Here is a 23,609-nt window from a genome sequence, read left to right as displayed (position 1 = left end):
TCGATGTGGGTAGCGACTACCAGCGGTAGTGCGCGAAGGCCTTGTTGGACTCGGCCATCTTGTGGGTGTCCTCGCGCTTCTTCACAGCGGCACCGAGGCCGTTGGAGGCGTCGAGGAGCTCGTTGAGCAGACGCTCGGTCATGGTCTTCTCGCGACGGGCGCGGGAGTAACCGACCAGCCAGCGCAGGGCGAGCGTGTTCGCACGGCCCGGCTTGACCTCGATCGGGACCTGGTAGGTCGCGCCACCGACACGGCGGGACTTGACCTCGAGGGTCGGCTTGATGTTCTCGAGCGCGCGCTTCAGCGTGATGACCGGGTCGTTGCCGGTCTTCTCGCGCAGGCCCTCCATGGCGCCGTACACGATGCGCTCGGCGGTGGAGCGCTTGCCGTTCAGCAGCACCTTGTTGATGAGGGAGGTCACCAGAGGAGAACCGTAGACCGGGTCGATGATGACCGGGCGCTTCGGGGCGGGGCCCTTACGAGGCATTCTTACTTCTCCTTCTTGGCGCCGTAGCGGCTGCGGGCCTGCTTGCGGTTCTTGACACCCTGGGTGTCGAGGGAACCGCGGATGATCTTGTAACGAACACCAGGCAGGTCCTTCACACGGCCACCACGCACGAGCACGATGGAGTGCTCCTGCAGGTTGTGTCCCTCACCCGGAATGTAGGCCGTAACCTCGATCCCGGAGGTCAGACGCACACGCGCGACCTTACGGAGGGCCGAGTTCGGCTTCTTCGGGGTGGTCGTGAACACACGCGTGCAGACGCCACGGCGCTGGGGCGAACCCTCGAGTGCGGGCGTCTTGTTCTTCTCGACCTTGTCCTGCCGGCCCTTACGGACCAGCTGCTGGATCGTAGGCACTACTTCTCCGGTTTCTGTGTGCCGAATAGTAAAGCTAACCCGGAACATCGCCGACCCACGCGGTCGGGTGTGTCGAATCCTGCAGACTCCCGCCGCAAGGCGGAAAGGGGCGCAGATCACGGTGGCCTTGTTGACGGACTCGCGATGCGGTTGAAGACACGCGCACGAGCCCAGGCACACCCCAGGCACAAGGTCTGAGCGTACCTACCTCATCGAGTCTGGTCAAAACAAATGCGATGGGGGGCGACACGCCGGACATCTGGATGAATCAGGAGCACCGCAGAAAGTCCTTGATCAATTGCGCGTCCGCCTGATCCTTGGGCCGGATCGAGCGCTCTTTCCACAGAAGGATCTGGGGCAGGGGGCAGAAGGGAATGCCGGACACCCACTCGGCGCCCTCGATCAACACATCCGGCTCCGGCGTACCCGGCAGCCACCGGTCGAAGACCTCGATGTCACCCCCGAAGAGCAGCACCATACGACCGTGCCAGGACGGCGCCGGGACCGGATCGGCCAACGCCTCGGCGGTCTTCCAGGCGGCCCCGCGAGCGACGATGTCCAGGTCACCGATCCGGTCACGGATGCCGTGCGCCAGCAGGGGCCCGCTCCCCGCCACCACGTAATCGGTGGCCGGCAGATGCAGGGGCAGCAGCTTCACGACCAAGGGGTGCCTTCGCAGCTCCAAGGCGGCGCCTCCTAGAGGATGGGCAGCCCGACCGCTGTGCGAGCGGCCATGCTCATCACCAGCGAGGCGATGACACTGGCCAGCGTACCGATGAGGAAGTACTCGGACGCGTGCTTGCCGTGTTCGCTCGTCGGCACCCGGGCCAGCGATTTGGCGGCGAGCACCAGCGCCGCCGCCTCCGGCTGGCCCGCGGCGAGGAACGCGAAGAGCAAACCCCGCTCCAGTAGGCCGATCGTCCGCCCCGCACTCATGAACTCGACCGCGGCCCGTCGCTCCGGGCTGTCCGGCAGAGCCAGAATCTCCCGGCGTACGGGGCCGGTCGCGGTCTTGGCGAGAGCCCCACCCCCGAACACGGAGATGAGCACCGCCGAAAGGAACACCGCCACCTCGTCGCTCAGCAACAGCTGCCGCCCGAGCGGTACCACCGTGGAGCCGGCGGACCATGCGGCGAGGACGACGGCGCCCAGAAGGGCCACGGCGCTCACCCAGCGGTTGCGAGCCACTCGCCCCACCATCAGGGGCAGCGTGACCGAGACGCCGGGCTCCGGCATGCCCGCGGGGTGCTTCCACAGGACGAAGCCCGGGGACAGCAGGGCAGCCACACAGAGCACGATCCAGGGCTTGCCCTCATCGCCGTACGGGGCGACCGCGTAAGCCCCGTAAACGGCAGTGAAGGCAACCATCCGCCAGGGGCGCGGACCGTGCCACGCCAGGCCCAGCGGGACCAGGACCGCGGCCGCCAGACCGAACGCGAGCCGGGCCGTCTCCACTCCCCCGCCCCTCCAACTCCCTTACGTTCCAAGGCACTTCGACCCTTGGCCACCCGCATCCTAGACGGCGGCCGACAACGCCGAAGGGCGGCCACCCCAAAAGGTGACCGCCCTTCAACAGACCTGGGTCCTACTGGTTGTACGGCCCGTAGTCGTAGTCCTCCAGCGGCACAGCCTGGCCCGAACCCGTCCCGAAGGGCGAGTAGTCGATGTCGTCGTAGCCGACGGCCGAGTACATCGCGGCCTTGGCCTCCTCGGTCGGCTCGACCCGGATGTTGCGGTAGCGGGAAAGACCCGTACCGGCCGGGATGAGCTTACCGATGATGACGTTCTCCTTGAGGCCGATGAGGCTGTCGGACTTGGCGTTGATCGCCGCGTCCGTCAGAACTCGGGTCGTCTCCTGGAAGGAGGCGGCCGACAGCCAGGATTCCGTCGCCAGCGAGGCCTTGGTGATACCCATCAGCTGCGGACGGCCGGAGGCCGGGTGGCCACCCTCCGTCACGACCCGACGGTTCTCGGTCTCGAACTTCGAGCGCTCGACGAGCTCGCCCGGCAGCAGCTCCGCGTCGCCGGACTCGATGATCGTCACGCGGCGCAGCATCTGCCGGATGATGATCTCGATGTGCTTGTCGTGGATCGACACGCCCTGGCTGTTGTAGACCTTCTGGACTTCGCCGACCAGGTGGACCTGGACCGCGCGCTGACCGAGGATCCGCAGCACGTCGTGCGGGTTGGTGGCACCGAAGGTGAGCTTCTGGCCCACCTCGACGTGGTCACCCTCACGCACGAGGACCTTGGCGCGCTTCGAGATCGGGAAGGGAGTCTCGTCGCTGCCGTCGTCCGGCGTGACGACGATCTTCTTGGTCTTCTCGGTCTCCTCGATGCGGACACGGCCCGCGGCCTCGGAGATCGGGGCGACACCCTTCGGCGTACGAGCCTCGAAGAGCTCGACGACACGGGGCAGACCCTGGGTGATGTCGTCACCGGCCACACCACCGGTGTGGAAGGTACGCATGGTGAGCTGCGTACCCGGCTCACCGATGGACTGGGCGGCGATGATGCCGACCGCCTCACCGATGTCGACCAGCTTGCCGGTGGCGAGCGAACGGCCGTAGCAGAAGGCACAGGTGCCGACCGCGGACTCACAGGTCAGGACCGAGCGGGTCTTGACCTCCTCGACGCCGTTGGCGACCAGGGCGTCGATGAGGACGTCACCGAGGTCGACGTTGGCCGGCGCGATGACCTTGCCGTCGATGACGACGTCCTCGGCCAGCATGCGGGCGTACACCGAGGTCTCGACGTTCTCCGTCTTGCGGAGGACACCGTCCTCGCCCTTGACCGCGATCTTCAGCTTCAGACCGCGCTCGGTGCCACAGTCCTCCTCGCGAATGATGACGTCCTGGGAGACGTCGACCAGACGACGGGTGAGGTAACCGGAGTCGGCGGTACGGAGAGCCGTGTCCGCCAGACCCTTACGGGCACCGTGAGTCGAGATGAAGTACTCGAGGACGGAGAGGCCCTCACGGAACGAGGCCTTGATCGGACGCGGGATGGTCTCGTTCTTCGCGTTCGACACCAGACCACGCATACCGGCGATCTGCCGCATCTGCATCATGTTTCCTCGGGCACCCGAGTCAACCATCATGAAGATGGGGTTGGTCTTGGGGAAGTTCGCGTTCATCGCCTCGGCAACCTCGTTGGTCGCCTTGGTCCAGATCGCGATGAGCTCCTGCGTGCGCTCGTCCTTGGTGATCAGACCGCGCTCGTACTGCTTCTGGACCTTCTCGTCCTGCTCCTCGTAGCCCTTGACGATGGCCTTCTTGGCCTCGGGCACGACGACGTCGGAGATGGCCACGGTGACACCGGAACGGGTCGCCCAGTAGAAGCCCGCCGCCTTCAGGTTGTCGAGCGTCGCCGCCACGATGACCTTGGGGTAGCGCTCGGCGAGGTCGTTGACGATCTCGGAGAGCTGCTTCTTGCCGACGGAGTAGTCGACGAAGGGGTAGTCCTCGGGCAGCAGCTCGTTGAAGAGCGCGCGGCCCAGGGTCGTACGCAGCCGGAAGCTGTCGCCCTGCTGGTACGCCCGCTCGCCCTCGAAGTCGTCGCCCTCGGCGCTGACCGGCGGGGTCCAGCCGCGCGGCGGGATGGTGCCCACCGGGAAGCGGATGTCGACCTTCGCCTGCAGCGAGAGCTCACGCGCGTCGAACGCCATGATCGCCTCGGCCGTGGAGCCGAAGGACCGGCCCTCGCCGATGACCTTGCGCTCTTCCTCGTCCGTGGTGAGGAAGAAGAGACCGAGCACCATGTCCTGGGTCGGCATGGTGACGGGACGACCGTCGGCCGGCTTCAGGATGTTGTTCGAGGACAGCATCAGGATGCGGGCCTCGGCCTGCGCCTCCGCGGAGAGCGGCAGGTGGACGGCCATCTGGTCACCGTCGAAGTCCGCGTTGAACGCGGTGCAGACGAGCGGGTGGATCTGGATGGCCTTGCCCTCGACCAGCTGCGGCTCGAAGGCCTGGATGCCGAGGCGGTGCAGCGTGGGCGCACGGTTCAGCAGAACCGGGTGCTCGGCGATGACCTCTTCGAGGACGTCGTACACGACCGTGCGGCCGCGCTCGACCATCCGCTTGGCGCTCTTGATGTTCTGCGCGTGGTTCAGGTCGACCAGGCGCTTCATCACGAACGGCTTGAAGAGCTCCAGCGCCATGGCCTTCGGCAGACCACACTGGTGCAGCTTCAGCTGCGGACCGACGACGATCACGGAACGCGCGGAGTAGTCCACACGCTTACCGAGCAGGTTCTGACGGAAACGACCCTGCTTACCCTTCAGCATGTCGCTGAGGGACTTCAGCGGACGGTTGCCTGGGCCCGTCACCGGGCGACCACGACGGCCGTTGTCGAAGAGGGCGTCGACCGCCTCCTGGAGCATGCGCTTCTCGTTGTTCACGATGATCTCGGGCGCACCGAGGTCGAGAAGGCGCTTCAGGCGGTTGTTGCGGTTGATCACGCGGCGGTACAGGTCGTTCAGGTCGGAGGTCGCGAAGCGGCCACCGTCCAGCTGCACCATCGGACGCAGGTCCGGCGGGATGACCGGCACGCAGTCCAGCACCATGCCCTTGGGGCTGTTGCTGGTCTGCAGGAACGCGGAGACGACCTTGAGGCGCTTGAGCGCACGGGTCTTCTTCTGGCCCTTGCCGGTACGGATGATCTCGCGGAGGCGCTCGGCCTCCTCGTCGAGGTCGAAGGACTCCAGGCGCTTCTGCAGGGCAGCGGCACCCATGGAGCCGTCGAAGTACGTGCCGAAGCGGTCACGCAGCTCGCGGTAGAGCAGCTCGTCGCCCTCGAGGTCCTGGACCTTGAGGTTCTTGAAGCGGTTCCACACCTCATCGAGACGGTCGATCTCGCGCTGGGCGCGGTCGCGCAGCTGCTTCATCTCACGCTCGGCACCCTCGCGCACCTTGCGGCGCACGTCGGCCTTGGCACCCTCGGCCTCGAGCTCGGCCAGGTCGGTCTCGAGCTTCTTGGCGCGGGCCTCCAGGTCGGAGTCGCGACGGTTCTCGATCTGCTGACGCTCTACGGAGACGTGCGCCTCCAGGGACGGCAGGTCGCGGGTACGACGCTCCTCGTCCACGAACGTGATCATGTACGCCGCGAAGTAGATGACCTTCTCGAGGTCCTTCGGGGCGAGGTCGAGGAGGTAACCCAGGCGCGACGGGACGCCCTTGAAGTACCAGATGTGCGTGACGGGCGCGGCCAGCTCAATGTGGCCCATCCGCTCACGGCGCACCTTGGCGCGAGTGACCTCGACGCCGCAGCGCTCGCAGATGATGCCCTTGAAGCGGACACGCTTGTACTTACCGCAGTAGCACTCCCAGTCCCGGGTCGGACCGAAGATCTTCTCGCAGAAGAGTCCGTCCTTCTCGGGCTTGAGGGTGCGGTAGTTGATGGTCTCCGGCTTCTTGACCTCGCCGTGGGACCACTGTCGGATGTCGTCCGCGGTGGCAAGGCCGATCCGCAGCTCGTCGAAGAAGTTGACGTCGAGCACTTTGTCGTCAATCCCTCTTTCGGGGTCGAGTCTCAATCATGGTCTGTACGGGTCCGGGGCAGGGCCGGGGCCTCACGAGGAGGCCCCGGCCAGACCCGTCAGACCTCTTCGACGCTGCTCGGCTCGCGCCGGGACAGGTCGATGCCGAGCTCCTCCGCCGCGCGGAAGACGTCCTCGTCGGTGTCGCGCATCTCGATGGACATGCCGTCCGAGGACAGCACCTCCACGTTGAGGCAGAGCGACTGCATTTCCTTGATGAGCACCTTGAAGGACTCGGGAATGCCGGGCTCGGGGATGTTCTCGCCCTTGACGATGGCCTCGTAGACCTTCACGCGGCCGGTCACGTCGTCGGACTTGATCGTCAGCAGCTCCTGGAGGGCGTACGCGGCGCCGTATGCCTCCAGCGCCCACACCTCCATCTCACCGAAGCGCTGGCCACCGAACTGAGCCTTACCACCCAGCGGCTGCTGGGTGATCATCGAGTACGGGCCGGTCGAACGCGCGTGCAGCTTGTCGTCGACCAGGTGGTGCAGCTTGAGGATGTACATGTACCCGACCGAGATCGGGTCCGGGAACGGCTCACCGGAGCGGCCGTCGAACAGCTGCGCCTTGCCGGACGGGAGCACCATGCGCTCGCCGTCGCGGTTCGGGATCGTGTGCTGGAGCAGACCGGCGAGCTCGTCCTCACGCGCACCGTCGAAGACGGGGGTGGCGACGTTCGTACCGGGCTCGACCTGGTCGGCGCCGATGGCCTGCAGGCGCTGCGCCCACTCGTCCGCGAGACCGGAGACGTCCCAGCCGCGGCTGGCGAGCCAGCCGAGGTGGATCTCCAGGACCTGTCCCGGGTTCATTCGGGACGGCACACCCAGCGGGTTCAGGATGATGTCGACCGGAGTTCCGTCCTCGAGGAACGGCATGTCCTCGATCGGAAGGATCTTCGAGATGACACCCTTGTTGCCGTGGCGGCCGGCGAGCTTGTCACCGTCCGTGATCTTGCGCTTCTGCGCCACGTAGACACGAACCAGCTGGTTCACGCCCGGCGGCAGCTCGTCGCCCTCTTCACGGTCGAAGACGCGGACGCCGATGACCTTGCCGATCTCACCGTGCGGCACCTTCAGCGAGGTGTCGCGCACCTCGCGCGCCTTCTCACCGAAGATCGCGCGGAGCAGGCGCTCCTCGGGCGTCAGCTCGGTCTCACCCTTGGGCGTGACCTTGCCGACGAGGATGTCACCGGCGACGACCTCGGCACCGATACGGATGATGCCGCGCTCGTCGAGGTCGGCGAGGACCTCCTCGGAGACGTTCGGGATGTCCCGGGTGATCTCCTCCGGGCCGAGCTTGGTGTCACGGGCGTCGACCTCGTGCTCCTCGATGTGGATCGAGGAGAGGACGTCGTCCTGCACGAGGCGCTGCGACAGGATGATCGCGTCCTCGTAGTTGTGACCCTCCCAGGGCATGAACGCCACGAGCAGGTTCTTGCCGAGGGCCATCTCGCCCTCTTCGGTCGCGGGACCGTCGGCCAGGACCTGGCCCTCGATCACGCGGGCGCCCTCGTCGACGACAACCTTCTGGTTGACGGAGGTGCCCTGGTTCGACCGGGAGAACTTGGCGATGCGGTACGTGGTGTACGTGCCGTCGTCGTTGGTGACGGTGACGTAGTCCGCGGAGACCTCCTGGACCACACCCGCCTTCTCGGCCTTGATCACGTCACCGGCGTCGACCGCGCAGCGGTACTCCATGCCGGTGCCGACGAGGGGAGCCTCGGCGGTGATCAGCGGCACGGCCTGACGCATCATGTTCGCGCCCATGAGGGCACGGTTGGCGTCGTCGTGCTCGAGGAACGGGATCATGGCGGTCGCGACCGACACCATCTGGCGCGGCGAGACGTCCATGTAGTCGACGTCCGTGCCGGGCACGTAGTCGATCTCTCCGCCACGGCGGCGGATCAGGACGCGGGCCTCGGCGAAGTGGAGGTCGTCCGTCAGCGGCGCGTTGGCCTGCGCGATGACGAAGCGGTCCTCCTCGTCGGCCGTCAGGTAGTCGACGTCGTCGGTGACCTGGCCCTCGACGACCTTGCGGTACGGCGTCTCGACGAAGCCGAACGCGTTGACGCGGCCGTACGAGGCGAGCGAACCGATCAGACCGATGTTCGGGCCTTCGGGCGTCTCAATGGGGCACATGCGGCCGTAGTGAGACGGGTGCACGTCACGGACCTCGAAGCCGGCCCGCTCACGGGAGAGACCACCCGGGCCAAGCGCCGACAGACGGCGCTTGTGGGTGAGACCCGACAGCGGGTTGTTCTGGTCCATGAACTGCGACAGCTGCGAGGTGCCGAAGAATTCCTTGATCGACGCCACGACCGGGCGAATGTTGATCAGGGTCTGCGGCGTGATCGCCTCGACGTCCTGGGTCGTCATGCGCTCGCGGACGACGCGCTCCATACGAGCCAGACCCGTGCGGACCTGGTTCTGGATGAGCTCGCCGACGTTGCGCAGACGACGGTTGCCGAAGTGGTCGATGTCGTCGGTCTCGACGACGATCGACGTACCGCTGTCGCCAACGGTCTCGGTCTCACCGGCGTGCAGCTTCACCAGGTACTTGATCGAGGCGATGATGTCCTCGACCGTGAGGATGCCCGCGTCGAGCGGAGCGTCCGCACCCAGCTTCTTGTTGACCTTGTAGCGGCCGACCTTCGCGAGGTCGTAGCGCTTGGGGTTGAAGTAGAGGTTCTCAAGCAGCGTCTGAGCGGCCTCACGGGTCGGCGGCTCGCCCGGACGGAGCTTGCGGTAGATGTCGAGCAGCGCGTCGTCCTGGCCCTGGGTGTGGTCCTTCTCCAGGGTGGCGCGCATGGACTCGTACTCGCCGAACTCCTCGAGGATCTGCTCGGTCGTCCAACCGAGAGCCTTGAGCAGAACGGTGACCGACTGCTTGCGCTTGCGGTCGATGCGCACACCGACCATGTCGCGCTTGTCGATTTCCATCTCCAGCCAGGCACCCCGGGACGGGATGATCTTGGCGGAGAAGATGTCCTTGTCGGACGTCTTGTCGATCGAGGAATCGAAGTAGACACCCGGCGAACGGACCAGCTGCGACACGACGACACGCTCGGTGCCGTTGATGACGAAGGTGCCCTTGTTGGTCATGAGCGGGAAGTCGCCCATGAAGACCGTCTGGGACTTGATCTCGCCGGTCTCGTTGTTGGTGAACTCGGCGGTGACGAAGAGCGGGGCGGCGAACGTGAAGTCGCGCTCCTTGCACTCGTCGATCGAGTTCTTGGGGGGCTCGAAGCGGTGGTCGCGGAACGTCAGGGACATCGACCCGGAGAAGTCCTCGATCGGGGAGATCTCCTCGAAGATCTCCTCCAGACCGGACTTGGTGGGGACGTCCTGTCCGCTTTCCAGAGCCGCCTCGACACGAGCCTTCCACGCGTCATTGCCGAGCAGCCAGTCAAAGCTCTCGGTCTGCAGCGCAAGAAGGTTCGGAACCTCGAGGGGCTCCTTGATCTTTGCAAAGGAGATGCGCAGCGGGGCGGTGCTGGCGCCGTTGTTCGTATTCGCGGTCGAGGCAGTGCGCGAGGCGGCCAAGAGGGGGTCCTTCCGAGGGCTCGGACTCACTACGCGCGTACCGGTCCCAGGCTGGACACGGAGACAGACCCTCCTGATCTGGCTGTTTGGCCAGGTCAGGGAAGATTCGGTCCACAGTGCTCAAGCATGGGCATGCCCCTGGTGACGGGCAGGAGGCAGCTAACAGGCAGCGCAAAGGGTCAGTGTAGCCAGTTGGCCCACTGATGTCCAGTGCGGGTTCTGGGAGACCCTCGTTGTTCTCAACCCCTGCTGCAAGCCACGCCCTCGATGCACATCGATACTGCCCTCTTTGCCGCCGATCCATGCCTCGGATCCGGATCGTTGTGACGACGCGTCCTGAGAATTGCGCGCTGCGTGCGGTTCGTCAAGGCCCCCCTGCCCAGACGTCGCCCTGGGACACTCACCGTCACGGGCTGTCCCGAGGCACAACGAAGATCACCATACTCGCCGGGACCGACATCGCAAGGCGCCCTCACGCGCGTGCCCGGGAACGCCGAAAGGCGACCACCCACATGGGTGATCGCCTTAGGCGTCCCGCGCGTTACAGCGTTTCCGCCGTACGTGCGGTGAAGAGAGTCAGACGACTCGTGAGGTCACTTGACCTCGACGGAGGCGCCGGCGCCCTTGAGGGCCTCGGCGGCCTTCTCAGCGGCGTCCTTGGCGACCTTCTCGAGGACCGGCTTCGGGGTGCCGTCGACGAGGTCCTTGGCCTCCTTGAGACCCAGCGAGGTCAGCTCACGCACGACCTTGATGACCTGGATCTTCTTCTCGCCGGCGCCGGTGAGGATGACGTCGAACTCGTCCTGCTCGGCCTCGGCCTCGGCCGGGGCGGCAGCGGCGCCACCAGCGGCAACGGCGACCGGGGCGGCGGCGGTGACGTCGAACTTCTCCTCGAAGGCCTTCACGAACTCGGAGAGCTCGATGAGGGTCATCTCTTCGAACTGCGCGAGCAGGTCGTCCTGGGACAGCTTCGCCATGATGGCGTCCTTCCACTAATTCGGCTGGTGCCGGGTGTACATGGAGGCGGGCGTACGTTGGGCCCGCTGTGACCGTCGCCTCAGGCGGCGGTCAATGTGCGAGCCGAATTACTCGGCACCGCCCTGCTCGGCCTGCTTGGCACGAAGCGCCTCCGCGGTGCGGACGAACTTCGAGGGAAGCGCCTGGAAGAGCGCGGCAGCCTGGGACTGCTTGCCCTTCATGGCGCCCGCCAGCTTGGCGAGCAGAACCTCGCGGGACTCGAGGTCCGCGAGCTTCTTGAACTCATCGGCGGACAGCGCCTTGCCATCAAGGACACCGCCCTTGATGACGAGGTTCGGGTTGTCCTTGGCGAAGTCACGAAGACCCTTCGCCGACTCCACCGGGTCACCGGTGACGAAGGCAACCGCCGTCGGACCCGTGAACAGGTCGTCGAGCGTGTTGATCCCGGCCTCGTTGGCCGCAATCTTGGTCAGCGTGTTCTTCACCACGGCGTACTCGGAGTTTTCACCGAGGGAACGGCGCAGCTGCTTGAGCTGGGCCACGGTGAGACCCCGGTACTCGGTCAGCACGGCGGCGTTCGAGCTGCGGAACTTGTCCGTGAGCTCGGCTACCGCGGCAGCCTTGTCGGGCGTCGGCATAGAGCGTCGGCCTCCTTCCGGGTGATGAGGACCGCTCAGAAGGGGCCGACAAAACGAAACGCCCCGGCGCAGGCGCACGGGGCGTGAGCTCAACCGAATCGCATGCGATTCAGGAGCACATCCACGGTCACCTGCGCGGGTCGTCCGCCGTTTCAGCGGATCCTTCGGCCGCCGCCCCCTCTTGCGAGAGAACGGCAACGACCAGCGGTCTTTGGCTTCTGGGGAAGACTACGCGAACGGGTCCGCGTCAGGCAAATCCGGCGGTAACCGTCAGCCCTCGAGGCCCTTCATCTCCTTGGAGAGGTCCATGACCTGCGCCTTCGGCGGGGCCTCGACGCTCACCGGCTTGTTGTAGTCGAGGAAGGTGATGGTCATGTCGAGGCGGCCCTTGTCGCCCTTGCCACGGGCGCGGAACTGCTTGGTGTGGTCCTCGCCGTCGACCCACATGTCCATCGTGAGCTTCTCGACGCCCATGTCCTCGTACTGCTTGATGCTCTTCTCGCGGCGCTTCTTGGTGGCCGCGTCCTCGTCCTCGATGAGCTTGCGCATCTGGTCGAGGGTGACCGTGCCCGTGTAGCGGGTGGTCTCGACGCCGCCGACGGACTCGCTGCCGACCTTCTTCAGGTCCTTCGAGCCGGTCAGGAGCGTGGACTGGTCGGCCGGGTTGTTGTCGGCCTGGGCCGAGGCCGAGGTGGCGGCGGACTTGCCGCCCGCCTTCTCCATGGCCTTGGCGTCGAACTTGATCCAGCTCTTGCCGTCCATCTCCTTGGCGGCCGCCTTGCCGCCGCCGAGGTAGATCCCGCCGTCGACGTAGCGCAGCTCCATCTTGTCCGGGCCCTGGTCGGGCGCGGACATCTTCATCTGCATGGCGAGCGGCTTGGTGCTCATCGCCGCGTCGGCCTGGACGCGCCCGTCACCCGGGACGGTGCCCTTCATCCGGAACGTGAACGAGGTGAGGTCCTCGGTCTTGTCCGCGGCCTTCTTCACGGCCGCCGCGGGCGCCATGTCCTCCCCCGCCTTGTCGGACTTCTCCGACCCGCAGCTGACCGCGCCGCCGGCGAGCAGCAAGGCCGCCAGCGCGGTGCTCGCGGTTCTCTTGCTGCCCATACGTACGGAAATGCTCATGACCCCACCCCTAGGAACACATGATCGACTTATTTGCTGATTGCAGAGAGTACCCGAGGGCGGGGGGCCGAGCTCACGGGTTATGCCGTGGGCTGCCTGTTCAGGAGGTCCTTGAAGCTCATGGTGTCCGAGGCCGGGGGCTTCTCGACGGAGAGCGGGGTGCCGTAGTCGCTGTAGTAGGCCGTCTGCTCGAAGGGGCCGTTCTTCGTGTCGGCCTTCTCGATCTTCTTGACCAGCAGGTCGTCCTCGTTGACCCAGATGTCGATGGTCTCCGTGCTGATGCCGGCCTGCTCGAACTGCTTCTCCAGCTCGGACAGCTGGTTCTTGTCCAGGTCCGCGCTCTTGGCGGTGAAGTCGGCGATGTCGACCTTGCCGGAGTAGTGGGTCGTCTGCGTCCCGCGGACCTTCTCCTCGCCGACGCGCTTCACGTCTCCGGAGGCGAGCAGCATCTTCACCGACTGGTTCGGCGTGCTGTTCTGCATCTGGTCCTGGAAGGCCTGGCCGGCGGCGCCGCTCATCTCGGCGAGCGCGTCGTAGTCGTACTCGAGCCAGTGCTTGCCTCCGCCCGCCTGGGCCGCGAACTTGTCGCCCATGTTCGCGTAGAAGCCGTTCTTCAAGTAGCGGTAGTCGAGCTTCGTCTGGCCCAGCTGCCGCATCTGCTGGGCCTGCGTGCCGCCCGTGAAGGTCACCGTGACATTGCCGGTGATCCCGTCGGACCAGCCCATGACGCCCTTCATGTCCATGGACGTGAGCGTGCCCATGGTGGTCGAGCCGTCGATCCGGGCGGTGTCCGCCTTGTCGGTCGACTTCTCGACCGTGCGCAGGGCGGCTATCGGGCTGAGGTTGATGCCGCCCTTGTCCTTGGCGCCGCCGTCGGCCTTGTCCGAGGAATCCCCGGAGCCGCAGGCCGAGAGGCCGGTCAGCGCGGCGACGACCGCGATCGAGAGACCCGTACGACGCATGATCGTGCTGTTCATGTTGTCCCACCCCTTGGCGTTCATGGTGTCTGCACGCTAACGCAGGCCTCTGACAGACGTATCCGAAAGGCCCGTACACAAACAGGACGGGCCCCGCACCTCGAAAGGTTGCGGGGCCCGTCCACAGAACGCGTACGCGACGCGGCTGCCGTCAGTTTCAGACGGCGGCCGGGTCCTCCTCGGTGAGGAGGTTGCGGGTGCGGTTCGAGTCGAGCGGAATGCCGGGGCCCATCGTGGTGGTGATGGCGGCCTTCTTGATGTAGCGACCCTTGGCGGCCGACGGCTTCAGACGGAGGATCTCCTCCAGGGCCGCGGCGTAGTTCTCCACCAGCTTGGTGTCGTCGAAGGACACCTTGCCGATGATGAAGTGCAGGTTCGAGTGCTTGTCGACGCGGAACTCGATCTTGCCGCCCTTGATGTCGTTGACAGCCTTCACGACATCGGGGGTCACGGTGCCGGTCTTCGGGTTCGGCATCAGACCACGCGGACCGAGCACGCGGCCGAGGCGGCCGACCTTACCCATGAGGTCCGGGGTGGCGACGACGGCGTCGAAGTCCAGGCGGCCCTTCGCGACCTCGTCGATGAGCTCGTCGGAGCCGACGATGTCGGCGCCAGCGGCTTCCGCGGCCGCAGCACGGTCACCGGTCGCGAAGACCAGGACCCGGGCGGTCTTGCCGGTGCCGTGCGGGAGGTTCACGGTGCCACGGACCATCTGGTCGGCCTTGCGCGGGTCGACGCCCAGACGCATGGCGACCTCGACGGTGCCGTCGAACTTGGTCGCGGAGGTCTCCTTGGCGAGACGGACGGCCTCGAGCGGGGCGTACAGCTTCTCCCGGTCGATCTTGGCGTCCGCAGCGCGGAGAGTCTTGCTGCGCTTCACTTCTGCTCCTGGTGTGTTCAGGTATGGAGTCGTGGTGCGGGCCAGCGCTTGGCCCTACCACTGGAGAAAGGTCAGACGGGGGGAGGAGTCTCAGCCCTCGACCGTGATGCCCATGGAACGGGCGGTGCCGGCGATGATCTTCGACGCGGCGTCCAGGTCGTTGGCGTTGAGGTCTTCCATCTTGGTCTGCGCGATCTCACGGATCTGCGCCTCGGTGACCTTGGCGACCTTGGTCTTGTGGGGCTCGCCGGAGCCCTTCTCGACACCAGCGGCCTTGAGGATCATCTTGGCGGCCGGCGGCGTCTTGGTGATGAAGGTGAAGGAACGGTCTTCGTAGACCGTGATCTCCACCGGGATCACCCAGCCACGCTGCGACTCGGTCGCGGCGTTGTAGGCCTTGCAGAACTCCATGATGTTGACGCCGTGCTGGCCCAGCGCGGGGCCGACCGGCGGGGCCGGGTTGGCGGCACCAGCCTGGATCTGGAGCTTGATAAGCCCCGTGACCTTCTTCTTCTTGGGAGGCATAGCTCTCTCCGGGTCCTAGTGAGAGTTTTCAGCCGACCACCCGGTCATCCGGATGGAGGCATACCGCACAACGATAACGGGTATAGTCGCGCGGCTAAAAACCGAGCAGGTCAGACCGGCTTTGGCAGCCCGTCTGACCTGGTCGGAGGTGTGTGTTCCAGAGGAAGCTCAGGAAGCCGCGAGGGCCGCCTGGTTAGTTCTTCTGGATCTGGTCGAAGCTGAGCTCGACCGGGGTCTCGCGGCCGAAGATCTCGACGAGGCCCTTGACCTTCTTCGAGTCGGCGTTGATCTCGTTGATCGTCGCCTGCAGCGTCGCGAACGGGCCGTCGGTGACGGTGACCGAGTCGCCCACCTCGAAGTCCAGGACCTGGACCTCGACCTTGCGGGCGGGAGCCGGCTTGCCCTCGGCCTCGGCGGCCTCGCGGGCGGCCTTCTCCTCGGCCTCCGGGGCGAGCATCTTGACGATCTCGTCCAGGGTCAGCGGGTACGGGTCGTAGGCGTTGCCCACGAAGCCGGTGACACCGGGGGTGTTGCGGACGACGCCCCACGACTCGTTCGTCAGGTCCATGCGCACCAGCACGTAGCCGGGGAGCTTGTTCTGGCGGATCGTCTTGCGCTCGCCGTTCTTGATCTGGGCGACCTCTTCCTGCGGCACCTCGGCCTGGAAGATGAAGTCCTCGACGTTGAGCGAGACGGCGCGCTGCTCGAGATTGGTCTTCACGCGGTTCTCGTAACCGGCGTAGGTGTGGATGACGTACCACTCGCCGGGGAGGGTGCGGAGCTCCTCGCGGAGGGCCACGATCGGGTCGACCGGCTCGGCCTCCTCCTCGGGCTCGTCGGCGGCGAGCTCCTCGTCGGCGGGCTCTTCGTCGGCGACCTCGGCGACGGCGGCCTCGTCCTCGTCGGACTCGGCTACGGCCTCGGCGTCGCCCTCCAGGTGGATGGCGGCCTCTTCGGCGGGCTCGCCCGCGGCGGCGTCGGCAGCGTCGGCCTGGTCCGGGTCCTCGGCGTCCGCCGCCTCGACGATGTCGAGCTGGTCCTCCACGGACTCCGCGTTCTCTCCGCGAGGCTCAACGGCATCGTTCAGGTTCGGGTCAGACACGGTGGCTGCTTCTTCCTGGATACAGAGGGGTGGAACGCGCGAAATGGGCGCCACGAACAGCGCCCTTCGCTTTCGGCTCAGCCGAAGATGTACTTGACAGCGTGGCTGAAGCCATAGTCAATCACGGTCACAAGGCCGATCATGATGACGACGAAGACAATCACCACTGTGGTGTAGGTCGTGAGCTGGCTGCGAGTCGGCCAGACGACCTTGCGGAGCTCCGCGACGATCTGGCGGTAGAAGAGCGCGAGACGGCCGAAGGGGCCCTTCTTGCCGCGCTTACCGCCCTTGCGGGACTTCTTGGACTCCGGCGCCTCGTCCTGGGCATCAGGCATGTCGATGGAGCCCACGGCGTCCGTCACTCGTCCTCACCTGATTCCGGGTCGTGGCCGTGCCGCGCCCGGTTGAGCCGCACGGCGGTGCAATGCAGTACGTACATGCGCACACATCCTGGCGAAGGAGTGTGTAGCAGGGCCGGAGGGACTTGAACCCCCAACCGCTGGTTTTGGAGACCAGTGCTCTACCAATTGAGCTACGACCCTTTGATTTCCCCAACCTACCGCATCCGCCCAAGTGCACGGAGTGCGTCGGGAGACGGCGGCCGGTGAGGGCCAACGAGCAGTGAGTGTACGTGCTCAGCGGCGCCCCGTCGAACAGAAAGGGTTCCGATGCTCTTGGAAACCCGCGCACCGGGCCCGTTCGGGGTCTGGAACGATGGGGTGATGAGCGCTGCAACTTCTCCGACCGAGCGCCGGGTGTCCGCGCGCATCGGCGCGATCTCCGAGTCCGCGACCCTCGCAGTCGACGCCAAGGCCAAGGCCCTCAAGGCCGCGGGCCGTCCGGTGATCGGCTTCGGTGCCGGCGAGCCCGACTTCCCGACGCCGGACTACATCGTCGAAGCGGCCGTCGAGGCCTGCAAGAACCCGAAGTTCCACCGCTACACGCCGGCCGGGGGCCTCCCCGAGCTCAAGGCGGCGATCGCCACGAAGACCCTGCGCGATTCGGGGTACGAGGTCGACGCGTCCCAGATCCTGGTGACCAACGGCGGCAAGCAGGCCATCTACGAGGCGTTCGCCGCGATCCTCGACCCGGGCGACGAGGTCATCGTGCCCGCGCCCTACTGGACGACGTATCCGGAGTCGATCCGTCTCGCCGGCGGTGTGCCGGTCCCGGTCGTCGCCGACGAGACCACCGGTTACCGCGTCTCCGTGGAGCAGCTGGAGGCCGCGCGCACGGAGCGCACGAAGGTCGTCCTCTTCGTGTCGCCGTCGAACCCGACGGGTGCCGTCTACAGCGAGGCCGACGCCGAGGCGATCGGCCGCTGGGCCGTCGAGCACGGCCTGTGGGTCATGACCGACGAGATCTACGAACACCTCGTCTACGGAGACGCGAAGTTCACCTCGCTCCCCGCGATCCTCCCCGAGCTGCGCGACAAGTGCATCGTGGTCAACGGCGTCGCCAAGACGTACGCGATGACCGGCTGGCGGGTGGGCTGGATCATCGGCCCGAAGGACGTCGTGAAGGCCGCGACGAACCTCCAGTCGCACGCCACGTCCAACGTCTCCAATGTCGCGCAGGCCGCCGCCCTCGCGGCCGTCTCCGGTGACCTGGTCGCCGTCGAGAAGATGCGGGAGGCCTTCGACCGGCGCCGCAGGACCATCGTCCGGATGCTCAACGACATCCAGGGCGTCGTCTGCCCCGAGCCCGAGGGTGCCTTCTACGCGTATCCCTCGGTGAAGGGCCTCATCGGCAAGGAGATCCGCGGCAAGCGCCCGCAGGACTCCGTGGAGCTGGCCGCGCTCATCCTGGAGGAGGCCGAGGTCGCGGTCGTTCCTGGCGAGGCTTTCGGGACGCCGGGTTACCTCCGCCTTTCGTACGCGCTCGGCGACGAGGACCTCGTCGAGGGTGTCTCGCGGATCCAGAAGCTGCTCGCCGAGGCCCGCGACTGACGTCTCGCTGACATCTCGGTGCGTTTTCGCGCTCCACGCGCGCGTGCGGGCCGTCTCCCCTCTTCGGGGAGGCGGCCCGTTTCTTCGTTCGGGGAGACCACGAAGGTGGAAAGCGGCTACCGGCACGCCGGCTGCGTACGGCAAGATCCTCCAATGGAGCGCGTACGAGACGTAAGAGAGCTGCCCAAGGCCCATCTGCACCTGCACTTCACCGGGTCGATGCGGCCCGCCACCCTGCTGGAGCTCGCCGACAAGTACGGCGTGCGGCTCCCGGAGGCGCTGACCGGCGCCGAGCCGCCGAAGCTGCGCGCCACGGACGAGCGGGGCTGGTTCCGCTTCCAGCGGCTCTACGACGCCGCGCGCTCCTGTCTGCGTGAGCCGGAGGACATCCGGCGCCTGGTGCGCGAGGCCGCGGAGGAGGATCTGCGGGACGGGTCGGGGTGGCTGGAGATCCAGGTCGACCCGACGTCGTACGCGCCGCGCCTCGGCGGTCTGATCCCGGCCCTGGAAATCATCCTGGACGCCGTCGACAGCGCCTCTCGGGAGACCGGCCTCGGCATGCGCGTCCTGGTCGCCGCGAACCGCATGAAGCACCCGCTGGACGCCCGCACGCTGGCGCGGCTGGCGGTGCGGTACGCGGACCGGGGCATCGTCGGCTTCGGGCTCTCCAACGACGAGCGGCGCGGCATGGCGCGGGACTTCGACAGGGCCTTCGCGATCGCGCGGGACGGCGGTCTCCTGGCGGCGCCGCACGGCGGTGAGCTGACGGGGCCCGCGTCGGTGCGGGACTGTCTGGACGACCTGGACGCGACGCGGATCGGGCACGGGGTGCGGGCCGCCGAGGACCCGCGGCTCCTGAAGCGGCTCGCGGACCGCGGAGTGACATGCGAGGTGTGCCCGGCGTCCAACGTGGCCCTGGGCGTCTACGAGAAGCCGGACGACATTCCGCTGCGCACGCTGTTCGAGGCCGGGGTGCCGATAGCGCTCGGCGCCGACGACCCGCTGCTCTTCGGGTCGCGGCTGGCCGCGCAGTACGAGATCGCGCGGCGGTACCACGCGTTCACCGACGCCGAACTGGCCGAGCTGGCACGGCAGTCGGTCCGCGGTTCGGCCGCGCCCGCCGACGTGCGGGACAAGCTGCTGGCCGGGATCGACGACTGGCTGACCGCTCCTACAGGCTGACGCCCACCGTCACCGGTTCGTTGACCAGCGTGACCCCGAAGGCCGCGTGCACCCCGGCAACGACCTCGCGGGCCAGTGCGAGGAGGTCCTCGGTGGTCGCGCCGCCGCGGTTGGTGAGCGCGAGGGTGTGCTTGGTGGAGATCCGGGCGCGGCCCTCTCCGTAGCCCTTGGTGAAGCCCGCCTTGTCGATGAGCCAGGCGGCGGAGGTCTTCACGCGGCCGTCGCCCGTCGGGAAGGCGGGCGGCGTGACGTCCGGGCCGAGGCGGTCCTCCACGCGCGCGTGGAAGGCGGCGAACTCCTCCTCGGTGAGGATCGGGTTGGTGAAGAAGGACCCGGCCGACCAGCTGTCGTGGTCCCCGGGGTCGAGCACCATGCCCTTGCCCGCGCGGAGCTTCAGGACGGTCTCCCTGGCCACCGCGGCCGGGACCCGGTCGCCCGCCTCGACACCGAGGGTGCGCGCCGTCTCCGGGTACTTGATGGGGGCGCTCATCCCCTGTGCGTCCTCGAGCTCGAAGCGGACCCGCAGCACCACGAACCGGTCGGGATCGGCCTTGAAACGACTGTGACGGTACGAGAAGTCGCACTCGGCGTTCGTCATCGTGACCGTTTCCCGCGTCTCCCGGTCGTACGCGATCACTTCGGTGATGGTCGACGAGACCTCCTGGCCGTACGCCCCCACATTCTGGATCGGCGTCGCGCCCGCGGAGCCGGGGATCCCTGCGAGGCACTCGATGCCCGCGAGACCGGCTTCGACGGTGCGCGCGACCGCGTCGGTCCAGATCTCGCCGGCGGCCAGCTCCAGCTTCGTACCGTCGAGTGCGAAGCCCTGGGTGGCGATGCGCAGGGCGGTGCCGTCGAAGCCCTTGTCGCCGATGACGAGGTTCGAGCCGCCGCCGATCAGCAGCAGCGGCGTTCCGGAGTCGTCGGCCTCCCGGACGGCGGCGATCACCTCGGCGTCGGTCGTCGCGGTGATCAGACGGGTCGCGGGACCGCCGAGCCGGAAGGTGGTCAGCGGGGCGAGCGGGGCATCGTGAAGTTCCTGCACGTGCTCAAGAGTACGAGAGCGGCCCCGCCGGTCAGGGCGGGGCCGCTCTCGCGCGCCGGGCGGGCGGGGGCTCAGGCGGCGACGAGGTCGCCGTCCGGCTCCTTCGACGTCCCCGGGGCGGGCGCGTCGGTCTTCCCGCGGGAAGGGATGACCAGCGCGGCCACCGCCGCGAGGGCCACCACCGCGGCGCCGACCCAGAGCGCAGGCGCCAGGCCGTCCACGAAGTCCTGGCCGGAGCCGTAGCCGCCCCGCGCCGAGAAGATCGAGGACATCACGGCGATGCCGAGGGCGCCGCCGACCTCGCGCAGCGCGTTGTTGGCTCCGGAGGCGATGCCCTGCTCCTGCGGGCGGACGCTGGACATGACCAGGTTGGAGGCCGGGGCGAAGTACAGGGACATGCCGATACCGCTGATGATCAGCGCCGGCAGCTGGGCGCTGTACGTGGCGTCGACCGCCACCACGGTGGCGTACCAGGCCAGCCCCGTGGCCTGCAGGAAGAGCCCTGTGGCCACGACCGGGCGGCCGCCCACCCGGTCGGACAGATAGCCGGCGAGCGGTGAGACGAGCATCGGCATGCCGGTCCAGGGCAGCATCCGCAGCCCGGCTTCGGTCGGCGAGTAGCCGAGGACGTTCTGCATGTACTGGCTGAGCAGGAAGATCGAGCCGAACATCCCGAGAAACATCAGCAGGCTCGCGGCGTTGATCCCGGAAAACGCACGACTACGGAAGAGGCGCATCGGGAGCATCGGCGCCTTGTGGTTGATCCCGTGGTGGACGAAGCCGCCGAGCAGCGCGATGCCCGCACCGAGGCTGACGAGGACGGTGGCGCTGGACCAGCCGTCGATGGGGCCGCGCACCAGGGCGTACACGATGCCGAAGAGTCCACCGCTGGCGAGCAGGGTGCCCGTGATGTCGAGACGGGCGCCGCGGGCGTACGACTCGGCGAGGCGGAGGCGCGCGAGGGGCAGCAGGATCAGGCCAAGCGGGACGTTCAGCCAGAAGATCCACTGCCAGGAGACGTGCTCCGTGAGGCTGCCGCCGATCAGCGGGCCGCCGGCGACCGCGAGGCCGTTGACAGCGCCCCAGATGCCGTACGCCATGCCGCGCTTGGCCGGGGGTACCGCCGCGGTCAGCAGGGTCAGCGTGAGCGGCATCATGATCGCGGCGCCGACGCCCTGCACCGCGCGGGCGGCGATCAGCGCGTCGAGACCCGGCGCGAGCGCCGCGGCGGCGGACGCCCCCGTGAAGATCGAGAGGCCGACCATGAAGAGCCGGCGGCGGCCGAACCGGTCGCCCAGGGCCGCGCCGAACATCAGCAGCACGGCGAAGGTGAGGGTGTAGGCGCTCACCGTCCATTCGAGGTCGTGCAGCGCTCCCCCGAGGTCCTCGCGGATGGAGGGCAGGGCGGTGGTGACGACGAGGTTGTCGAGTGCCGCCATGAATCCGGCGACGCTGGTGATGACGAGGGCCCAGACCGCTCCCCCGCGCTGCGCTGGCTGTTGTGACATTGCTTTCTCCCCCTGAGGTTAGTTATTGATGACTAACTTTCTTGGTCATGGAAAAACGCGTCCCTTCGACCCCGCACGACTCACGTCTTGGGCTGCGCCGAGTCGTAGAAGCCGGCCCACACCCGGTGATCGGGCTTGAACCCCATCGACACCAGGACGTTGATCAGCATTCCGTACGCCAGGAACTGCGTCGCCTCCGCGACGTCCGCGCCCAGCGCGAGGCGGACCGTGTCGTACATCTCCATCCAGGCGGCCCGCAGCGCGTCGCCGAACTCCCGGTCGCCCGACGCCTCCGCGGAGGCCACGGCGACGTACATCTGCATCTGCATGAGGAGCTTGTCCGGGTCGTCGGCGATGAGTGCCTGATAGGCCTCACCCATGGCGTGCAGCGCCGCCTCCCCCTCCAGCCCTTCGGACGCCTTGCGGAAGACCTCGGTGACCTCCTGGCAGCAGCGCCCGGACGCGGCGAGGAAGATGGCCTGCTTCCCCGGAAAGAGCCGGAAGAGGTACGGCTGCGACACACCCACCCGCTTGGCGATCACTTCGGTGGACGTGCCGTTGTAGCCCCCGCGGGCGAACTCGACCATCGCCGCGCGGACGACGCTTTCACGTCGCTCTTCTGCGCTCATCCTGACCATACGGCTAAGTTAGTGGCCAATCACTAAGCGGTCAAGTGCGCTGTCGATGCCTCGGCGGACATGCGTAAGGGGCACCCCTCATTGCGGGGTGCCCCTTACCTGCGTCTACGTAGACCCTCAACAGCCGTGCAGACTCTTTACGGCCGTCAGGCCAGCTGTACGACCGCTCGCGACATGCCGAGGACCTTCTGGTCGCCGCTCTTCGCGAGAAGGTCGACCCGCACGCGGTTGTCCTCCAGCTTGGCCGCGACCTTGGCGCTGACGTCGATGGTGGCGCCCTTGTCGTCGTTCGGGACGACGACCGGCTTGGTGAAGCGGACTCCGTACTCGACGACCGCCCCGGGGTCGCCCAGCCAGTCGGTCACGACGCGGATCGCCTCGGCCATGGTGAACATGCCGTGGGCGATGACGTCGGGAAGGCCGACCTCGACCGCGAACTTCTCGTTCCAGTGGATCGGGTTGAAGTCACCGGAGGCGCCCGCGTACTGCACGAGCGTGGCGCGGGTCACCGGGAAGGTCTGGGCAGGCAGCTCGGTGCCGACCTCGACGTCGTCGTAGGAAATCTTCGCCGTCATCGCTTCACGCCTCCTCTGCCGCGGGCTCCGCCGCACGCGCGACGAGCTTGATCGAGGCGGTCACGACGTGCTCGCCGGCCTCGTCGTGGACCTCGCCGCGGATGTCCAGGATGTCGTTGCCCGCGAGCGACTTGATCCCCTCGATGGTCGAGCTGACCGTGAGCCGGTCGCCCGCGCGCACCGGGCGGCTGTAGGCGAACTTCTGGTCGCCGTGCACCACGCGGCTGTAGTCGAGGCCCAGCTGCGGGTCCTCGATGACCTGACCCGCCGCCTTGAATGTGATCGCAAACACAAAAGTCGGCGGAGCGATCACATCGGGGTAACCGAGCGCTTTGGCTGTCTCCGTGTCCGTGTAGGCGGGATTGGCGTCTCCCACCGCTTCGGCGAACTCACGGATCTTCTCCCGGCCGACCTCATAAGGATCAGTGGGGGGATAGGACCGCCCCACGAAGGACTGGTCGAGCGCCATGGACTCGGCACCTCCTGCGGTTGGTTTCGTAAACGACGCGAGGCCGCCCCCGAACAACGGGGACGGCCTCGTG

The 23,609-nt window shown here is 67.2% G+C and carries 21 protein-coding genes and 1 tRNA gene; 2 read left to right on the top strand and 20 right to left on the bottom strand.

Translation table 11 applies throughout. The annotated features are described in order from the left end of the window. Positions 1-16: 16 nt before the first annotated feature. The 15 genes from rpsG to ACZ56E_RS06865 all read right to left on the bottom strand — a co-directional run bounded on the left by rpsG (position 17) and on the right by ACZ56E_RS06865 (position 16,712). Entirely contained in the window at positions 17-487 is a 471-nt protein-coding gene (gene rpsG, locus ACZ56E_RS06935; protein ID WP_003974303.1) for a 30S ribosomal protein S7, read from the bottom strand. A 2-nt stretch (positions 488-489) separates the two neighbouring features. Next, entirely contained in the window at positions 490-861 is a 372-nt protein-coding gene (gene rpsL / locus ACZ56E_RS06930) for a 30S ribosomal protein S12 (protein WP_003948652.1), read from the bottom strand. 268 nt (positions 862-1,129) lie between these two features. Then, entirely contained in the window at positions 1,130-1,519 is a 390-nt protein-coding gene (locus ACZ56E_RS06925) for a hypothetical protein (protein ID WP_471211941.1), read from the bottom strand. A 38-nt stretch (positions 1,520-1,557) separates the two neighbouring features. Next, entirely contained in the window at positions 1,558-2,316 is a 759-nt protein-coding gene (locus ACZ56E_RS06920) for a hypothetical protein (protein WP_471211938.1), read from the bottom strand. Positions 2,317-2,446: 130 nt separating this feature from the next. After that, positions 2,447-6,361, bottom strand: a complete 3,915-nt coding sequence (locus ACZ56E_RS06915; protein ID WP_471211935.1) for a DNA-directed RNA polymerase subunit beta' — start codon at positions 6,359-6,361, stop codon at positions 2,447-2,449. 98 nt (positions 6,362-6,459) lie between these two features. Continuing rightward, positions 6,460-9,945: a DNA-directed RNA polymerase subunit beta gene (gene rpoB, locus ACZ56E_RS06910; RefSeq protein WP_468604481.1), complete on the bottom strand. Its 3,486-nt coding sequence runs from the start codon at positions 9,943-9,945 to the stop codon at positions 6,460-6,462. A 593-nt stretch (positions 9,946-10,538) separates the two neighbouring features. Continuing rightward, the gene (gene rplL, locus ACZ56E_RS06905; protein WP_030782597.1) at positions 10,539-10,922 is read right to left on the bottom strand and encodes a 50S ribosomal protein L7/L12; all 384 of its coding nucleotides are present in this window, start codon (positions 10,920-10,922) and stop codon (positions 10,539-10,541) included. Between the two features lie 108 nt (positions 10,923-11,030). After that, complete coding sequence (gene rplJ / locus ACZ56E_RS06900) at positions 11,031-11,561, bottom strand: 50S ribosomal protein L10 (RefSeq protein ID WP_468604479.1); 531 nt, start codon at positions 11,559-11,561, stop codon at positions 11,031-11,033. A gap of 270 nt (positions 11,562-11,831) precedes the next feature. After that, on the bottom strand, positions 11,832-12,686 hold the full coding sequence (locus ACZ56E_RS06895; protein WP_471211929.1) for an SCO4651 family lipoprotein: 855 nt from the start codon (positions 12,684-12,686) through the stop codon (positions 11,832-11,834). 80 nt (positions 12,687-12,766) lie between these two features. Then, positions 12,767-13,663, bottom strand: coding sequence for an SCO4651 family lipoprotein (locus ACZ56E_RS06890; protein WP_471211926.1), 897 nt, complete (start codon positions 13,661-13,663; stop codon positions 12,767-12,769). 157 nt (positions 13,664-13,820) lie between these two features. Beyond that, on the bottom strand, positions 13,821-14,543 hold the full coding sequence (gene rplA, locus ACZ56E_RS06885; RefSeq protein ID WP_362994399.1) for a 50S ribosomal protein L1: 723 nt from the start codon (positions 14,541-14,543) through the stop codon (positions 13,821-13,823). Between the two features lie 90 nt (positions 14,544-14,633). Continuing rightward, positions 14,634-15,068 carry a 50S ribosomal protein L11 gene (gene rplK, locus ACZ56E_RS06880; protein WP_030782612.1) on the bottom strand — a complete coding sequence of 145 codons (435 nt, stop codon included), beginning with the start codon at positions 15,066-15,068 and terminating at the stop codon, positions 14,634-14,636. Between the two features lie 193 nt (positions 15,069-15,261). Then, positions 15,262-16,170: a transcription termination/antitermination protein NusG gene (gene nusG, locus ACZ56E_RS06875; RefSeq protein ID WP_468604472.1), complete on the bottom strand. Its 909-nt coding sequence runs from the start codon at positions 16,168-16,170 to the stop codon at positions 15,262-15,264. A gap of 77 nt (positions 16,171-16,247) precedes the next feature. Beyond that, positions 16,248-16,532, bottom strand: a complete 285-nt coding sequence (secE, locus tag ACZ56E_RS06870) for a preprotein translocase subunit SecE (RefSeq protein WP_471211924.1) — start codon at positions 16,530-16,532, stop codon at positions 16,248-16,250. A 107-nt stretch (positions 16,533-16,639) separates the two neighbouring features. After that, positions 16,640-16,712, bottom strand: a tRNA-Trp gene (locus tag ACZ56E_RS06865). 180 nt (positions 16,713-16,892) lie between these two features. Here ACZ56E_RS06865 and ACZ56E_RS06860 point away from each other — a divergent pair. Together ACZ56E_RS06860 and ACZ56E_RS06855 are read left to right on the top strand one after the other, a co-directional pair. Continuing rightward, positions 16,893-18,119, top strand: coding sequence for a pyridoxal phosphate-dependent aminotransferase (locus ACZ56E_RS06860; protein WP_362994392.1), 1,227 nt, complete (start codon positions 16,893-16,895; stop codon positions 18,117-18,119). A 153-nt stretch (positions 18,120-18,272) separates the two neighbouring features. After that, complete coding sequence (locus tag ACZ56E_RS06855; RefSeq protein ID WP_471211921.1) at positions 18,273-19,301, top strand: adenosine deaminase; 1,029 nt, start codon at positions 18,273-18,275, stop codon at positions 19,299-19,301. Here the strand turns inward: ACZ56E_RS06855 and ACZ56E_RS06850 are convergent. The 5 genes from ACZ56E_RS06850 to ACZ56E_RS06830 all read right to left on the bottom strand — a co-directional run bounded on the left by ACZ56E_RS06850 (position 19,291) and on the right by ACZ56E_RS06830 (position 23,536). Then, positions 19,291-20,421 (bottom strand): UDP-N-acetylmuramate dehydrogenase, encoded by a 1,131-nt coding sequence (locus tag ACZ56E_RS06850; RefSeq protein WP_471213081.1) that lies wholly within the window; start codon positions 20,419-20,421, stop codon positions 19,291-19,293. The genes ACZ56E_RS06855 and ACZ56E_RS06850 overlap by 11 nt on opposite strands. After that, positions 20,418-21,854 carry an MFS transporter gene (locus ACZ56E_RS06845; RefSeq protein ID WP_471211918.1) on the bottom strand — a complete coding sequence of 479 codons (1,437 nt, stop codon included), beginning with the start codon at positions 21,852-21,854 and terminating at the stop codon, positions 20,418-20,420. Before ACZ56E_RS06845 ends, ACZ56E_RS06850 begins: the two co-directional genes overlap by 4 nt. 80 nt (positions 21,855-21,934) lie before the next feature. Then, on the bottom strand, positions 21,935-22,492 hold the full coding sequence (locus ACZ56E_RS06840) for a TetR/AcrR family transcriptional regulator (protein ID WP_471211916.1): 558 nt from the start codon (positions 22,490-22,492) through the stop codon (positions 21,935-21,937). A 146-nt stretch (positions 22,493-22,638) separates the two neighbouring features. Then, complete coding sequence (locus tag ACZ56E_RS06835) at positions 22,639-23,067, bottom strand: MaoC family dehydratase (protein ID WP_471211913.1); 429 nt, start codon at positions 23,065-23,067, stop codon at positions 22,639-22,641. 4 nt (positions 23,068-23,071) lie between these two features. Then, positions 23,072-23,536, bottom strand: a complete 465-nt coding sequence (locus ACZ56E_RS06830; protein ID WP_471211911.1) for an FAS1-like dehydratase domain-containing protein — start codon at positions 23,534-23,536, stop codon at positions 23,072-23,074. Between the last annotated feature and the right edge of the window lie 73 nt (positions 23,537-23,609).

It is taken from the genome of Streptomyces sp. NPDC039480 (assembly GCF_055597165.1).
The sequence above is the reverse complement of the archived record's forward strand: the minus strand, read 5'-3'. Positions and strand labels throughout refer to the sequence as shown.

Excerpts from the sequence above, each read along its gene's own strand:
- rpsG (WP_003974303.1), bottom strand. The coding sequence starts at position 487 with ATGCCTCGTAAGGGCCCCGCCCCGAAGCGCCCGGTCATCATCGACCCG.
- rplL (WP_030782597.1), bottom strand. The coding sequence starts at position 10,922 with ATGGCGAAGCTGTCCCAGGACGACCTGCTCGCGCAGTTCGAAGAGATG.
- rplJ (WP_468604479.1), bottom strand. The coding sequence starts at position 11,561 with ATGCCGACGCCCGACAAGGCTGCCGCGGTAGCCGAGCTCACGGACAAG.
- ACZ56E_RS06895 (WP_471211929.1), bottom strand. The coding sequence starts at position 12,686 with ATGAGCATTTCCGTACGTATGGGCAGCAAGAGAACCGCGAGCACCGCG.
- ACZ56E_RS06890 (WP_471211926.1), bottom strand. The coding sequence starts at position 13,663 with ATGAACAGCACGATCATGCGTCGTACGGGTCTCTCGATCGCGGTCGTC.
- rplK (WP_030782612.1), bottom strand. The coding sequence starts at position 15,068 with ATGCCTCCCAAGAAGAAGAAGGTCACGGGGCTTATCAAGCTCCAGATC.
- ACZ56E_RS06860 (WP_362994392.1), top strand. The coding sequence starts at position 16,893 with ATGAGCGCTGCAACTTCTCCGACCGAGCGCCGGGTGTCCGCGCGCATC.
- ACZ56E_RS06855 (WP_471211921.1), top strand. The coding sequence starts at position 18,273 with ATGGAGCGCGTACGAGACGTAAGAGAGCTGCCCAAGGCCCATCTGCAC.
- ACZ56E_RS06845 (WP_471211918.1), bottom strand. The coding sequence starts at position 21,854 with ATGTCACAACAGCCAGCGCAGCGCGGGGGAGCGGTCTGGGCCCTCGTC.
- ACZ56E_RS06840 (WP_471211916.1), bottom strand. The coding sequence starts at position 22,492 with ATGGTCAGGATGAGCGCAGAAGAGCGACGTGAAAGCGTCGTCCGCGCG.
- ACZ56E_RS06835 (WP_471211913.1), bottom strand. The coding sequence starts at position 23,067 with ATGACGGCGAAGATTTCCTACGACGACGTCGAGGTCGGCACCGAGCTG.
- ACZ56E_RS06830 (WP_471211911.1), bottom strand. The coding sequence starts at position 23,536 with ATGGCGCTCGACCAGTCCTTCGTGGGGCGGTCCTATCCCCCCACTGAT.